At 48.7% G+C, this 14,620-nt stretch carries 17 protein-coding genes; 1 reads left to right on the forward strand and 16 read right to left on the reverse strand.

What is annotated here, in order from left to right; all coding sequences use genetic code 11:
- Positions 1–8: 8 nt before the first annotated feature.
- The 5 genes from HNQ56_RS14900 to rbr all read right to left on the reverse strand — a co-directional run bounded on the left by HNQ56_RS14900 (position 9) and on the right by rbr (position 3,746).
- Complete coding sequence (locus tag HNQ56_RS14900) at positions 9–383, reverse strand: nuclear transport factor 2 family protein (RefSeq protein WP_429147771.1); 375 nt, start codon at positions 381–383, stop codon at positions 9–11.
- Positions 380–973, reverse strand: a complete 594-nt coding sequence (locus HNQ56_RS14905) for a DNA-3-methyladenine glycosylase I (protein WP_429147774.1) — start codon at positions 971–973, stop codon at positions 380–382. The genes HNQ56_RS14900 and HNQ56_RS14905 overlap by 4 nt, the downstream gene beginning before the upstream one ends.
- Positions 974–1,048: 75 nt before the next feature.
- Positions 1,049–1,564 (reverse strand): nitroreductase family protein, encoded by a 516-nt coding sequence (locus HNQ56_RS14910; RefSeq protein WP_429147776.1) that lies wholly within the window; start codon positions 1,562–1,564, stop codon positions 1,049–1,051.
- A 125-nt stretch (positions 1,565–1,689) separates the two neighbouring features.
- Positions 1,690–2,745: an NAD(P)H-dependent flavin oxidoreductase gene (locus HNQ56_RS14915; RefSeq protein WP_429147778.1), complete on the reverse strand. Its 1,056-nt coding sequence runs from the start codon at positions 2,743–2,745 to the stop codon at positions 1,690–1,692.
- Positions 2,746–3,155: 410 nt separating this feature from the next.
- Positions 3,156–3,746 carry a rubrerythrin gene (gene rbr / locus HNQ56_RS14920; RefSeq protein ID WP_429147781.1) on the reverse strand — a complete coding sequence of 197 codons (591 nt, stop codon included), beginning with the start codon at positions 3,744–3,746 and terminating at the stop codon, positions 3,156–3,158.
- Positions 3,747–3,945: 199 nt separating this feature from the next.
- On the opposite strand from rbr, the gene HNQ56_RS14925 reads away from it, so the two are divergent.
- The gene (locus HNQ56_RS14925) at positions 3,946–4,545 is read left to right on the forward strand and encodes a histidine phosphatase family protein (RefSeq protein ID WP_429147784.1); all 600 of its coding nucleotides are present in this window, start codon (positions 3,946–3,948) and stop codon (positions 4,543–4,545) included.
- On the opposite strand, the gene HNQ56_RS14930 is transcribed toward HNQ56_RS14925, so the two are convergent.
- The 11 genes from HNQ56_RS14930 to HNQ56_RS14980 all read right to left on the reverse strand — a co-directional run bounded on the left by HNQ56_RS14930 (position 4,539) and on the right by HNQ56_RS14980 (position 14,543).
- Entirely contained in the window at positions 4,539–5,216 is a 678-nt protein-coding gene (locus HNQ56_RS14930; protein WP_429147787.1) for a Crp/Fnr family transcriptional regulator, read from the reverse strand. The genes HNQ56_RS14925 and HNQ56_RS14930 overlap by 7 nt on opposite strands.
- 371 nt (positions 5,217–5,587) lie before the next feature.
- Positions 5,588–6,265, reverse strand: a complete 678-nt coding sequence (locus tag HNQ56_RS14935) for a V-type ATP synthase subunit D (protein ID WP_429147790.1) — start codon at positions 6,263–6,265, stop codon at positions 5,588–5,590.
- 14 nt (positions 6,266–6,279) lie between these two features.
- On the reverse strand, positions 6,280–7,653 hold the full coding sequence (locus HNQ56_RS14940) for a V-type ATP synthase subunit B (RefSeq protein ID WP_429147793.1): 1,374 nt from the start codon (positions 7,651–7,653) through the stop codon (positions 6,280–6,282).
- Positions 7,653–9,419, reverse strand: a complete 1,767-nt coding sequence (locus HNQ56_RS14945; protein ID WP_429147796.1) for a V-type ATP synthase subunit A — start codon at positions 9,417–9,419, stop codon at positions 7,653–7,655. The genes HNQ56_RS14940 and HNQ56_RS14945 overlap by 1 nt, the downstream gene beginning before the upstream one ends.
- Positions 9,420–9,436: 17 nt before the next feature.
- On the reverse strand, positions 9,437–9,754 hold the full coding sequence (locus tag HNQ56_RS14950; RefSeq protein WP_429147799.1) for a V-type ATP synthase subunit F: 318 nt from the start codon (positions 9,752–9,754) through the stop codon (positions 9,437–9,439).
- Positions 9,747–10,715 (reverse strand): V-type ATPase subunit, encoded by a 969-nt coding sequence (locus HNQ56_RS14955; protein ID WP_429147802.1) that lies wholly within the window; start codon positions 10,713–10,715, stop codon positions 9,747–9,749. Before HNQ56_RS14955 ends, HNQ56_RS14950 begins: the two co-directional genes overlap by 8 nt.
- A gap of 22 nt (positions 10,716–10,737) precedes the next feature.
- A complete protein-coding gene (locus tag HNQ56_RS14960) occupies positions 10,738–11,334 on the reverse strand; it encodes a V-type ATP synthase subunit E (protein WP_429147805.1) in 597 nt (198 codons plus the stop codon).
- 37 nt (positions 11,335–11,371) lie between these two features.
- The gene (locus HNQ56_RS14965) at positions 11,372–11,854 is read right to left on the reverse strand and encodes a V-type ATP synthase subunit K (RefSeq protein WP_429148324.1); all 483 of its coding nucleotides are present in this window, start codon (positions 11,852–11,854) and stop codon (positions 11,372–11,374) included.
- 1 nt (position 11,855) lies between these two features.
- A complete protein-coding gene (locus HNQ56_RS14970) occupies positions 11,856–13,880 on the reverse strand; it encodes a V-type ATP synthase subunit I (RefSeq protein WP_429147808.1) in 2,025 nt (674 codons plus the stop codon).
- A gap of 43 nt (positions 13,881–13,923) precedes the next feature.
- Entirely contained in the window at positions 13,924–14,232 is a 309-nt protein-coding gene (locus tag HNQ56_RS14975) for a hypothetical protein (protein WP_429147811.1), read from the reverse strand.
- 176 nt (positions 14,233–14,408) lie between these two features.
- Positions 14,409–14,543: a hypothetical protein gene (locus tag HNQ56_RS14980; protein ID WP_429147814.1), complete on the reverse strand. Its 135-nt coding sequence runs from the start codon at positions 14,541–14,543 to the stop codon at positions 14,409–14,411.
- Between the last annotated feature and the right edge of the window lie 77 nt (positions 14,544–14,620).

Raw genomic sequence — 14,620 nt, forward strand, 5'->3', positions numbered from 1 at the left:
GATTTGAATCACAGAAAGGGCTTCCCTATCTGTTTATCTATCCTCCATTGAGGAGCTCTGCCATCATCTCCCCAGTATTCGTCCAAGAGCTTTATCTTATCCTCACTGATTTTAAAAAATGAGGTCACATGAAAGGAGTTTGCCTCTGACCAGACATGAGTGACTGTAATAATAAGATTTTCAGCCTGCTCTATCCGCTCGACCTGACCGCTCCAGCTTCCGGGATAATCGCAGTTGGCTCTCAAAAACTCTTCGACATTGAACTCTTCATTTGTATTATGCCACCGTATACAGGCATCCTTGTGAAAATACTTTCTTAACTCTTCTTCATCCTGTGCTGCAATATAACGCCAGTATTCAGCTATCCTTTGATATATATTCATTGCTGTTCTTCCCTCTCCACAGGTTTCCTGCAGTAAAAGTGACAGGAGGTTAAATGATCATTCACCATTCCTACGGACTGCATCAGCGCATATACGGTGGTAGTTCCGACAAATTTAAAACTGCGCTCTTTCAACCCCCTGCTGATCTCATCGGATACAGGTGAGCTGGAAGGAACATCTTCCATCCGGGACCAGGTATTCACAATGGGGCGGCAACCGACAAAGGACCAGAGATAATGATCCAGGGAACCAAATTCTTCGCACAGCTTAAAATAAGCCTTTGCATTCTGAACCGCCGCATTGACCTTCTGCCTGTTTCTTATAACCCCCTCGTTTTGCAGGAGCGCTTCGATCTTCTCCTCATCATAGGTAATCAGAATTTCCGGATCAAAATCATCGAACGCCGCGCAAAGAGTGCCCATCTTTTTCAAAATTGTCGACCAGCTTAACCCCGCCTGCATTCCCTCCAGCATTAACATTTTAAAAAGCCTTTTATCTTCATGAACCGGAACGCCCCATTCCCTGTCATGATACTCCTGCTCCAGCCGGCTTCTTTCGGCCCAGCCACAGCGTTTTACTTCCACAGACATTATAATCATCCCTTCTATAGAATAATTGAATTATCCGGTTTTATCATTTGTATATTTCTCAATCTATTGAACCTCTTAAATAAATGTAGTAATTTCTTCAATTGGTCTGCGTCCTGTTTTTGCGCCCTCCTTTTGAGAATAGCCGACCGGTATAATCGCGACGGGACGCATCTTGCCGGGCAAATCCAAAATCCCGGATACTCCATCTTCATCAAAAGCTCCGCACCAGCAGGTGCCAAGCCCTAAGCTTGCCGCACAAAGCAGGATATTTTCAATGGCTGCAGCCGTATCCTGCAGACAGTAAAGCTCCCTTCCTCTTTCCGCATAACGTTCCTCCGACCTTGCAATATCGGCACACACAAGAATCAACACCGGGGCGGTTGTAATAAATGCCTGTTTGCAGGCCTCATCACGAATCCGCTGTATGATCGTCCTGTTTTTTATAATGTAAAAATGCCATGGCTGGCAGTTTCCGCCACTGGGTGCCGCCTGCGCCGCTTCAATCAATTGAATTATTAGCTCCTCCGGCACTTCATCACTTTTAAAACTGCGAATACTTCTCCGTGACCTTGCCAATTCGATAAAATTCATCCTTACACCTCCGTATTCAAACAAAAATCCTTCCTCTCAAGCTTCCTTCCAACCAGGATTCTCTTGATCTGATATCTATAACAATAACATAAATAGTAAAAAAAGTCACGTTTGTTTTGTATATGCTAAAATACCAGCTCTTCAAAAATCGCTCTTACAGTTGTCATCTCCTTCAGCCGGTCCACCTTCGCTCCGCAGAAAATCAAGCCTTCCTCTATATTCCCTTCTACTGCATTAATCAATGCCTTTGTAATGCAATATGGAATTTCCTTAGGATTACAACGTTCCAGGCATTGATAGCATTTTGACACTGCAATCCGCCCGTTCTCCACAGATTTTAAAAACGGGTTTAAGATGGCTCTCCCCGGCATTCCCACCGGACTGACCACGACCTTAACATCCTCTTTGCCCGCCGCAAGATAGGCATTCTTGTATTCCTGGCTGGCATCACATTCCTCCGTGACAACGAAACGGGTTGCAATCTGAACTCCGTCGGCTCCTAATGCCAGAGCCTTTCTGATGTCCTCCTGATCAAAAATACCTCCTGCCACAATCACTGGAATATCTCTCTCATATTTATTCTCATATTCCTTCTTACATTCTATGATGCCCCTGATCTCCTCATCATAATTCATCTCCTCCACATGCTCCAGCTGTTCCCCGGTAAATCCCAGGTGACCGCCTGCAAGAGGTCCTTCAATTACAATAAAGTCCGCAGTGGTCTTGTATTTTTTATCCCACATCTTCAATAGAACGGAGGCCGCCCGGATGCTTGACACAATCGGGGCGATTTTCGTCTGAAATCCCCGCACCAGTTCGGGAAGTGAAATCGGGAGCCCTGCGCCGGATATGATCACCTGTGCTCCTCCCTCGCATGCCGCTTTTACATAGCGCTCATATTGCTTGGTTGCAACCATAATATTCACGCCGACGATCCCGCCTTCCGCCCGCTCCCTGGCAAGCTTCAGATGCTTCTTGACGGCAGAAAGATTGCTTTCTATGGGATGTCTGGAGAAGTCCGGTTCATCATAGCCAATCTGCGCCGTAGACAGAATGCCGATCCCGCCTTCCTTCGCCACGGCTCCCGCCAGCCTGGAGCGGCTGACTCCCACGCCCATTCCTCCCTGTATGATTGGTATTCTGGCAACTAAATCACCAATTACTAAAGGTTTCATCTTCATAATTCCGACCTCCGTTTTCTATGCTGTTCCTTGTTATAATTATTTTGATTATCAAAGTAATTGATAGTAGAAATCCGATGTTTCCATCGGTCTACGGCAAATATAATTTATTTTAATTTTTTTTTAATTATAACTTGTATACAGAGATATTGTCAATATGTAATAGTATGCCCTTCTATTTTATATAGTTTTTATAACTATGTTAATTTTCAAACAAAAAGCTTCGCCAGGAGCACCACGTTTCTCCAAGTAAAAAAAGATCTGCAGTGACAATAATTCGCATAAAAAAACACTATGAGTAATTTGTATTCCCATAGCGTTTTTCGTTTATTTATACCGCTAACTTTCCCTGTGTTTTATATCCGCATGGCTTCAAAGGGTCATCTCCAAAAGATTACGAGGATGATACCTCACTCGGAATACGGGGCCAGGGACAGACGTATAAAATAACCCTGATCATGCTGGCAGACCGGACATAACTTGGGCGCCTCCTTCCCCCAATGCACATAGCCGCAGTTCAGGCACATCCACCCGGTTTCCACATCGGATACATACAGCTTGTTCTCCTCCAGAAGCTGGGCAAACCGTGCAAATCGATCCCCATGAGTCTTCTCCACCCCGGCGATCATGTGAAATGCGGATGCGATCCGGGAAAAGCCTTCCTCCTTCGCTATATCTCCGAATTGTTTATATACCGGATCATATTCCTCATATTCGTTATGCTGGGCCGAACGGAGAAGCTGAACCAGGTCGTCATGAATATCCACCGGATAAGCCCCATCTACATGGATATTCTCACCCGCCAGCTCCTTCAGAAAATTATAAAACACCTCCGCATGCTCCTTCTCCTGATCGGCAGTAAAGCGGAAGATCGCTTCTATCACATGCTGATGCTCCTTCTTTGCCTGGGCCGCGGCAAAGGTATAACGGTTTCTTGCCTGGCTCTCTCCCGCAAACGCTCTCATCAAATTATCCTTTGTCTGACTGTTTTTAAAATCCATGGTGGCATACCTCCAAATATTATTTGGTAAAAGTATCCCCAAAATTCAAATTATAATACCATGAGGAACGCGCTCATGGTATGGCGCTCCGCGCCAGGATGCGCACTCACTTTGTTCGGCGCAGATACCAATCTAAGATTGCAATTGGATAAAATTCAGTTTACAATAGGAGTATAAAATCATAAAGGTGGAGATCAGCTTGAGATTACATTTTATCCGACATGGACAGACCGATTGGAATCAAGCCAGAAGAATTCAAGGCAGCAGTGACATCGAATTGAACGAGACCGGAATTGCCCAAGCCAGAGATCTGGGCAATAAACTCCTGAAGGAGCAGGCTCCGATAGTCCGCATCTATTCCAGTAAACAGAAAAGAGCCTATCAGACCGCTTCCATCATAAGCCAGATTATCGGCTGCCCGCTTCTCGTGGCAGACGGACTGGAAGAAGTTTGTCTTGGTCATTGGGAGGGATTGACCTGGCTGGAGGTTAAAGCTTCCTATCCAGCCGAGTATGAATTCTGGTATCAGAACCGCAGCGACGCCAAAAGTCATCAGGGTGAATCCTACCGGGAGCTTGTGGAGCGGGCCTTATCTGCAATTCACCGGATTATTGCCGAGAATACACAGGATGTTGCCATCGTCACACATAACGCCGTCATCATGTGCCTGCAATGCTATCTGGCTGATGTACCCTTCCAGCAGATGGGTGAATTCAAAGCCGGCAATACCTCGATTACCACCCTTGACAGTGAAGTATTTCTGCAAAAAAAGAATACCGGTCCACCAATTCATCAATAGGCACCGGCAATTGCCCCCAGCGCTTCCTTATTCAGAATCAGTATGGACTTATTATTTACGGAACGGATAATGCCTTCACTCTCTAATTGTCCCAGCTTCCGGCTTACTGTTTCCCGCGCTACTCCAAGATAATTGGCGATTCCTTCACGGCTGAGGGGCAATTGAATTAATGTCCCTTCCTTATCCTCGCTTCCGTACTTGGCTGCAAATTCCAATAAAATTCCGCTGACACGGTTATCCACATTGCGGACCCCCATCCCCTGCATTGCATTCTCCAGCCTCGCCATCCGCTCTCCCAGCTCCGCAATAATCTTCACGGCAATATCCGGATATTGGTACAAAAGCTGCTGAAACTGACCTTTCGACAGCGAGCAGGTCTTCACCGGCTGAAGCGCTTCCACGCTATAGGTGGCCGCCCGGTTGGTCAGCAGATTCTGTTCCCCGAAGAAGTCCCCTTCCGAGAACACATACAGGATCTGCTCTCTTCCGTCCGTGGTATATTTAAAGGCCTTCGCACTGCCCTCATGAATAATTACAATATTCTCCGACCTTTCACCGTCATGCATCAGAAGCTCGCCCTTCCTGTATTCCCGATGATTGATCAAGCCCGATATTGTCTCCACCTCGTCATTGCTGAGGGAAGAAAAAATCGGCACCTTTTTTATACACAAATCATTATGACAAAATCCGCATTGGCAGGAAGCAGTCATATCATACACCTTCCTTAATCTATTATGTAGTCTTCCCCGGCATTTCCGTCCATAAGCCAATATTATCCCGGCCGTATACACTCAGCCATATGTGCTTAACCATATGTGCTTAACTATACGCTTTATCGGCATAGAAAACCGGCGGAAGTATTCTAACTAATTTTAATATGTACTTGGAACCCTGTCAACCAGAAGCAGAAGATATCGTCGTTTCAACACAAAAAACGGGATACCGTTTCAAACAGTATCCCGCATCCTGACTACTATTCTATTTTGTACTGCGTTCCGCTTGCCCGCTGGACAAAATATTGATTTCCGGAGTCCCATACTTCCTAAGCTTCCAGATTCCTCTGGTATCTCTCACTGTAATGATGAGCCTGCTCCAGCATCATATCCTTTACCTTCATCAACCGAACCTGGGTGCTTCTCTCGTTCTCATCCAGCTTCATTACGATATACTTGATGTTCTCCCTCAATTCCGGGATCATCACATGCTCCAGAGCGTTCACACGGCGTCTGGTCTTCTCGATCTCCGCCGCCATCAGCTGACAGGATTTCTCGATCTGGGCTAACTTAAGCATATCCGGAAGGATATCCTGCAGGGATTTTACCGCATCGTCCAGATCACTGGAGGTAAAAGCAAAGCCGTAGGGAAAGATATCATTGGCATCCGGCGTCCTGGTACGGACATCAAATTCCGGTATCTCAACACTCATTACATTGCGCTTGCCCGCCTCCAGGGTAATCTCCTGCTTCGGTGCCATCAGCGCCACGTTCAGCATCTCATCCGGCATCGAGGACCGGGCCAGTACAAAGTTCTGATTGGCATCCCGGATTCCTTTTTCTACTTTTTCACGAAGTGCCCTGTTCTCTCGAACCAGGTCGAGGAACTGCCGCATCAGCTCATCCCGCTTGTCCTTTAACAGCTTGTGACCGCGGGTTGCCGTCGCCAGCTTTTTCTTCAGCTTCGTAAGCTCCATTCGTGTCGGATTCACACGTGTCTTAGCCAAAGTCCAGCACCCCCTTATACCTTGCCATAATACTGATCCAGTAATTCATCCTTAATTCTCTTCAGCTCTGTCCTGGGCAGAATGGATAATAATCTCCAGCCCAGATTCAAGGTCTCCTCAATATCACGGTTGGTTTCATAGCCCTGGGACACATAATCCCGTTCAAAAGCATCCGCAAACTTGGCATACAGCTTATCAATATCCGTTAATGCCGCCTCTCCAAGAACCACCATCAGCTCCTTGGCTTCCTTACCTCTCGCATAGGCTGCAAAGATCTGGTTCATGGTATTGGCATGATCCTTTCTGGTCTTACCCTCTCCGATTCCCTTATCCTTCAGACGGGACAGGGAAGGCAGTACATCAATGGGCGGCTGAATGCTCTGGCGGTGCAGCTCACGGCTTAAGATGATCTGACCCTCGGTAATATAGCCGGTCAAGTCAGGAATCGGATGCGTCTTATCATCCTCGGGCATACTTAAGATAGGGATCATGGTAATACTCCCGTTCCTGCCCTTCTTCCTTCCTGCTCTCTCATAAAGGGAAGCCAGGTCCGTATACATATAGCCGGGATAACCGCGCCGTCCCGGCACCTCCTTACGGGCTGCCGATACTTCACGGAGGGAATCCGCATAGTTGGTAATATCCGTAAGAATAACCAGTACGTGCATATCCTTTTCAAATGCCAGATATTCCGCGGCGGTCAATGCCATACGAGGAGTCGAAATACGCTCAATGGCCGGGTCATTGGCCAGGTTGACAAACATTACGGTACGGTCAATGGCTCCGGTCTCACGGAAGCTCTCCGTGAAGAAATTAGCTTCCTCGAAGGTAATACCCATGGCTGCAAATACTACGGCAAAGGGCTCTGAGGTTCCCCGCACCTTGGCCTGACGGGCGATCTGGGCCGCCAGCTCGGCATGGGGCAGGCCGCTGGCCGAGAAGATGGGAAGCTTCTGACCCCGAACCAGGGTGTTCAGTCCGTCAATGGCGGATACACCGGTCTGAATGAATTCCTGGGGGTAATTTCTGGCCGCCGGATTCATGGGAAGACCATTGATGTCCAGCCTCTTCTCCGGAAGAATCTCCGGGCCGTCGTCGATGGGACGTCCCAGGCCGTCGAATACACGGCTCAGCATATCCTCGCTTACTCCCAGCTCCATGCTCCGTCCCAGAAAACGAACCTTGCTGCTGGCAAGATTAATACCCGCCGAGTTTTCAAATAATTGCACCAGGGCATTGGAACCATCGATTTCAAGCACTCTGCAGCGGCGTTTCTCTCCGCTGGCAAGCTCTATTTCCGCCAGCTCGTCAAAGGCAACATTTTCTACCCCCTGCACTAACATAAGAGGGCCTGCCACCTCTTGAATCGTTCTATATTCCTTAGGCATTAGGCTTCCTCCTTCTTCTTCACTAAATAGTTAATTTCAATCTGCAGCTTCTGGAGAATATCCTCACATTCGCTGTCGATCCGATCCTTGGATACATACTTGAAACGGCCGATATTCTCCCTGACCTCCAGCTTAACCAGGCTGTCGATACTCACACCCTTGCCCAGCGCCTCCAGGGCCGCATCATAATAATGCAATACCAGCTCCATCATCAGATACTGCTTCTGAAGATCCGTATAGGTATCCACTTCGTGAAAGGCATCCTGATGCAGGTAATCCTCACGGATGGATCTGGCAGCCTCCAGCTTCAGACGGTCCGGTGCGGATAGCGCATCCATACCTACCAGCTTCACAATCTCCTCCAGCTCCGCTTCGTCATTGAGCATCTTCATGATCCTGGCTCGGAGATCCACCCACTTTTCATTGACATTGGCGTTAAACCATTTGCCCAGATTATACAAGGAATAGCTGGTCAGCCAGTTAATGGCGGGGAAATGTCTCCGGTAGGCAAGATTGGCATCCAGCCCCCAGAATACCTTTACAATACGAAGGGTTGCCTGGGATACCGGCTCGGAGATATCACCGCCGGGCGGCGACACCGCGCCGATTGCGGACAGGGCTCCCTCTCTCCCCTCTTTTCCGAGAGCGATGACACGCCCCGCTCTCTCATAGAACTGTGCCAGACGGCTGGCAAGATAAGCGGGATAGCCTTCCTCGCCGGGCATTTCCTCCAGACGTCCGGACATCTCACGGAGAGCCTCCGCCCAACGGGAGGTAGAGTCTGCCATCAGCGCCACGGAATAACCCATATCACGGAAATATTCCGCAATAGTAATACCGACATAGATGGATGCTTCCCGGGCAGCAACGGGCATGTCCGAGGTATTGGCGATGAGAACCGTACGTTCCATCAGGGATTTGCCGGTCTTCGGGTCCTTCAGCTCCGGGAATTCATTCAATACGTCGGTCATCTCATTGCCGCGCTCTCCGCAGCCAATGTATACTACAATATCCGCCTCCGCCCACTTGGCAAGCTGGTGCTGAACCACGGTCTTACCGCTTCCGAAAGGACCAGGTACCGCTGCAACGCCGCCCTTGGCGATGGGGAACAGGGTATCAATGACCCGTTGTCCCGTCACCAGAGGCTTATCCGGTGACAGCTTCTGCTTATAAGGCCTGCCGTTACGAACCGGCCACTTCTGCATCAGGGTAATATTCTCCAGGCTGCCGTCCTGCTTCTCCACAACGGCAACGGTATCTGTAACCGTATAATCACCCTCACTAATCGATCTGAGAGTTCCCTGTATTCCATAAGGAATCATAATCTTATGAGATACGATCTCTGTCTCCTCAACCGTACCGATGATATCACCGGCCTCCACCGCATCTCCCGCGGTAACCCTGGGTACAAAATGCCACCGGGCATCCCTGTTCAGGGAAGGGATTTCCACGCCTCTCTTTAAGTTGGTGCCAATGGCCTCCATAATGTCCACCAGCGGACGCTGAATACCGTCGAAGATGCTTCCGATCAGTCCGGGGCCCAACTCCACGCTTAAGGGTGCTCCGGTGGATTCCACCGGTTCCCCGGGGCCCAGGCCGGAGGTTTCCTCATATACCTGAATGGATGCCTGGTCACCATGGATTTCAATAATTTCTCCAATCAGACGCTGGTCGCTTACCCGAACCACATCGAACATATTGGCATCGCGCATTCCTTCGGCGATAACCAACGGACCGGCAACCTTTTTTATTGTGCCTTTGCTCATAATAATCTCCATTCTTCTTAACTATTAAATATGATATCGGAGCCAACCGCACGCTCCACGGACTTTTTCACATTGCGCATTCCGCTTCCTGTATTGCCTGAAACACCGGGAATCGGAATGATCGCCGGCAGGTAATCGGATATATAACGGTCAATCTCCGTTTCCAGCTCCGCCTGAAGCGCCTCTGTAACATAGATAACCGCATACTGTCCTTCCGCCAGCTTCTTCAATTCCCTTGCCGCTTCCTCCCGGTCTGTGACGGGACGGGTCTCCAGACCAAGGGCTGCAAATCCGTAGATACTGTCCCGATCACCGAGAACTGCTACCTTATACATACATCTCCCTCAATCTTTCCCGGATCGAATGGTCCGGAATACTATTTCTCTTGCCGGAAAGTACAATTCTCACCGTTTTAATCTCGTTCTCCCTGGCGAGGATATACGCTGCCAGGGGTGAAATGGTAAAGGGGTTATAAAGCTGCGGCTGTATGTGCCGGATAATCAGGTTATCGCTCCAGCGTTCAAAAGCGGAGGAGGACTCCCGGAGTGCGGCAGCCGCATCTGCGTATACCGTGGACGACAGGTATTCATAAATCGCTTCCGTCCCCGACAGCGCCGCATCCATCAGCTCCTGTTTGTCCAGGGTGTCACAGGGGGCAAGAGCCCGCTCCAGGAACTCCCTGCTCTTTCCCGTCCTGCTGCTCCGTATCGCGATATTGATATCCGCCGCCGCGACTTTTAACTCGGCATATTGGGTAAACAGTTCATTCCCCGTTGCCTTGCCCTTCGCCAGGATCGTCTCCAGAGCCGCCCGGTCGATAATCACATCACACAAGCCGCTGTCGCCGGTATGCATCTGTATCTGATAGGCTTCTTCCGCACAGGCCTGCATATGTCCGGGAAGAACACTGAAATCATGTTCTATTACCGCAGCAATCACAGCAGCCGGCTCTATGGTTCCCTGATGGATATAAATATCACTGAATTCACTATTCGTATACACCTGCTTGATGGCGGCCTTCAGATTATGAAAGTCGTTGCCGTACAAAAATGTATCAAATACGGACATGTCCTCTACCAGTTCCGAGATCAGGCCCCAGGTTTTATCACGTTCCACTCTTAACAGCTGATCCGAATTCTCATCACCTGCCCTGCCCCAGCCCTTATCGGCCAAAAGCCGAAGACACTGGGCTTCATTCTCACAATTCATCAATTGATCCAGGTCGGATTTATTCAGAAGGGAAGTCTCCTTCGAACGAATTCGGGCAACCGCATATAAATATTGATTGTCCGCCATATCATCACCTCTCTCCGGTCATTTATTCGAACAGCAGCGAATTGACCTTGTCCAGCAGATTCTCTCTTTGCTCCGCAAACAGCGCATCCAGGGAGCAATTTTCCTCGACATCCCCATAAACCAACAGGAATCCGCCTTCAAATCCAGGCTTTCCCTCCGTGATGCGAAGCTGTGCCCCTGGCTTGTCCTTGAGGGCCTCGGTCAGACGCCCGGCAAAGTCCGGTGTCAGCCGTCTCTTATCCGCATCGGAAATGAGGATCTCGCCCTGCTCATTATGTGCATGTTTTTTAATAATGGATAAAATAATATCCGTATACTCGGAACTAGGCATCTGTGACAGTTTATTTCTAGCACTGGTGATGATATTGCTGATGATCTGCTGTTTTGAATCCAGGATCATCTTTTTCTCCTGCAGTACGGCGGCGGATTCTGCACGGTGGCGAACCAGCCTTACATCCTCCTCTGATTTCTCGGCAATCCGGCGGCCGTTTACTTCTGCCTCCTTCCGGGCCTCTGCAAGAATTACCTCCGCCTCGCCCTTCGCCTTAGCGATGACTGCATCCGCCTCTTTCCGGGCATCTGCTTCAATCGCCTCCAATATCTTTTCTAATCCAGTCATAGGAACACATTACCTTTCATAGTAATTCTTAAGTTTATCAAATATTAATACCATTTACACCGGTAACAGCCAGGATGGAGATAAGCAATGCCAGAATCGCATAGGTCTCAACCATTGCGGGGAAGATAATGGACTTACCGAAAGCCTCCGGCTTCTTCGCAAGAATACCCATGGATGCCACGGATGCCTTAGCCTGACGGATGGCGGAGTCATAGCCTACGATAGCCATAGGAAGACATGCCGCAAAATACAATAAGCCTTTAATAAATGAAATATCACTGCTGCCGCCAAGTACGCCAATCTGCGTAAAGGTGATGAAGGCAATGATCAGGCCATACATACCCTGAGTACCGGGTAACAGCTGAAGTACAAGAGCCTTACCGAACTTGCCGGGATCCTCTGTTACAACACCCGCTCCGGCTTCACCGGCCATACCTACACCCTTGGAAGAACCAATTCCGGGTAACAATGCTGCTAATGCCGCTCCTAATAAAGCTAATACAATTCCTAACGTATCCAGATCAAATTTCATTTCTCACGTTCTCCTTAATCTTATAATATTTTGTTTTCATATTAAAGGGATGGAAGGCCCTGCCCCCACCGCTGTAAAACTTTCCAAAGAACTCGACATACTGTAAACGGTTTGTATGAACATATGCACCCAGAATACTGATTGCAAAGTTCAAGGTGTGACCGAATAAAACGATCACCGTGAATATAACCGGGCCGATCAGTCCTCCTCCTACCATAGCCGCCATTTTATTGACAACGGAACTGATAACACCGGCGGCAAGTCCCAGGGCGAGAAGCCTGGAATAGGATAATACATCGCCCAGATATCCTGATATTCCGTAAAATGCATACAGTCCCTTTAAGAAACGCTTGAAGGGATTACGGGATTCCCGTCCGTTGGTCGCAATAATGATTATGGAACAAATCAGGGCCGCGATGGTACAGATATTTAAAATGCCTTTCGGAATCTCCATTGCAACTCCAAGGATGGATTGGATCATATCCATGGAGCACAGGATTACAGTGCAGCTCAGGATCAAAATAAACCAGGACAGAGAATCATATATGATTGCAATATAATCCTTCTCCCTGATGAGCTGATAAGCCTTTACCACCAAGCCTGTAAGCAGATGAACGATACCAAGGGCCATCGAGAAGGTCAGCATCTGCATGGGTTTGCTGATGGGGAAGAACCACGCGGGAGGAATGATCGGTACACTCTCCGCCCCAAAATAATTCACTGCCACCACGTCAATCAGGTCGCCAAAGTAGCTTCCGAAGGCAACTCCCCATATCATGGAGGAAATACCGCAGTATAAGAACATGGTCATGAAATTCTTCATAAAAGGGTCCATGGTCTTGCGGCCTTTTAATAATAAGCCTCCGAAGGCAGCCACCATAAGCAAGCCATATCCGGCATCCGCCATAATGATGCCAAACAGCAGATAATAGAAAATCGCCATCATAAAGGTGGGATCAATCTCACCCTTTACCGGCAGGCTGAAGCCTTCCACAACCCATTCCAGCGGTGCTGCGAACCGATTGTTCTTTAACTTGACGGGAACCTCTTCCTCTTCCTCCGGCTCGTCAAACTCCACGGCCAGTTCAAAGCGTCCTGTCAATTCAGCCTCAAGCTCTTTTGCATCCTCTTTCGCAATGTATCCGGTGAGAATAAATACATTCTTTGATTGCAGCAGCCTTCCGATGGTGTCATATTTCTCAAACCGTGTCCCGTCATAATCCTGGAGAAGCTTCAGATCCTCCCGGAAGACGGCGGCATCCACAATCCTTTGCCGGTTCTCCCGAACTGCGGCCTCCGCTTCCTCCACCTGCCCCTGAAGAACCGCCAGCTGTTCCGAGGGTGCCAGGTCCGTAAGCATTCCCGGATGGGCAAAATCCATCTTTCTCAGCGCATCATATACACGGGCTCCGTTCTCCCTGGCACACAGAAGAAAAATACAGGTCTGCTCTCTGGAAGAACTGATGATATCTGCGTCAAAGGGCATATACTCCGCCAGTTCCTGATAAATCTCCTCCAGGGTCCGCTTCCCCGGTATCGTTCCGATAAAGCATCTGGTCTTCCTGGTGCCGGTAAATTTCAACGGTACATCAAGAGTTACCCAAGGGGATAACATCTCCATCTGCTGTTTAAGCTTGGCCAGCTCGGCTCCGTATTCTGCAATTTTCTTATTCCATTCCAGAATCTGGCCGGCAGCCCGGATTGTTGCTTCACGCCTGCTCTTGAACTCCTCATATTCCTGTACCGATAATTCTCTGCGTCCATTGAGTGCGGCAAGCATGGATTGCTTCACGGCCGCATACTGGTCCAGAATGCCGACTGCGTCCTTGCAAATCTGGACCGTTCTCTCAAAACTGCTTTTCGCATAGGACATATCCGTTTTCCGAAACACCTGGTCTTCCTGCATCCCATCATCAATCTCCACGACTCCTCGGCGCTGCAGCAGCTCAAGCAACGGCTTCCGGTCTTTCTTCAATGCATAGATGGAAATTCGCTGCATTTGCAGCATAGCCATAGCGAACACACCTCCCTGTCTTTATAATCGTACTGCCCTTTGCTCAGATAACATTGAAAAGAACCAGGTCTATCGCTGCTTCTTCCTTATTCTTCGCCATTTCCTTCATTAAAACAACTTCTTTTTCCGCTCTGCTCATTGCAGCTTCCATCATCCTTTCACTCTGTCTGCCGGCTAAAGCCAGTTCCTGCCGGGCCTGTTGTTCAGCCTGCTGCGTTGCCTCGGCAACCAGGGCCTTTGCTTCCTGCAAAGCGGCGGACAGGATTTCCTCCTTCCTCCGGATTGCCTCCTTTTCCAGCTCCGCAGCCTTTTGTTCTGCCTGGCGGACGGCCTCCACTGTTTCCTTTGCCATGAATTCACCTCCGGGATTTCAATAATGGATAACGTATCCATTATAACTGATACAATGGTATTATTCAACTAGGATGCATAAAAAAGCTTCCTTTTCCTGTACAAAACGACAAATATATTACATTTAAAATTATATGTCACAGCGTAGGAACATGGATCCGGCATGAAAAAAGGATTTCATTTCCCACCCAATTGTCTGCGAAAATGAAATCCTTTATTCTTTATTTCTAATACTCCCCTTTGCAAAGCTTCTATATTTATAAAGCTTTGTATTAACTTCGCCGTTTTAACGGCAACAGGTTGTTTTGCCATGCGGCATCCGAATTCCCTGCCTGACCGGACTATCTCCCCATCCTCCGGCCGGGGCAATAAAAACACTTGCCTGTTTC

The sequence above is a fragment of the Anaerotaenia torta genome, from assembly GCF_050433395.1.
Classification (GTDB): domain Bacteria; phylum Bacillota; class Clostridia; order Lachnospirales; family Lachnospiraceae; genus Mobilitalea; species Mobilitalea torta.